Here is a 239-nt window from a genome sequence, read left to right on the forward strand (position 1 = left end):
GGTTCGGGCCTCCATTCAGTGTTACCTGAACTTCACCCTGGACATGGGTAGATCACCTGGTTTCGGGTCTACGACCACATACTAAACGCCCTATTCAGACTCGCTTTCGCTGCGGCTCCGCCTTATCAGCTTAACCTTGCATGGGATCGTAACTCGCCGGTTCATTCTACAAAAGGCACGCCATCACCCGTTAACGGGCTCTGACTACTTGTAGGCACACGGTTTCAGGATCTCTTTCA

The 239-nt window shown here is 52.3% G+C and carries 1 rRNA gene; it reads right to left on the minus strand.

Annotation, left to right across the window (positions count from 1 at the left end):
- Positions 1-239: ribosomal RNA gene (locus ACN6NE_RS31385) — 23S ribosomal RNA — on the minus strand; the annotation flags it as partial.

The organism is Priestia sp. 53B2 (assembly GCF_056099005.1).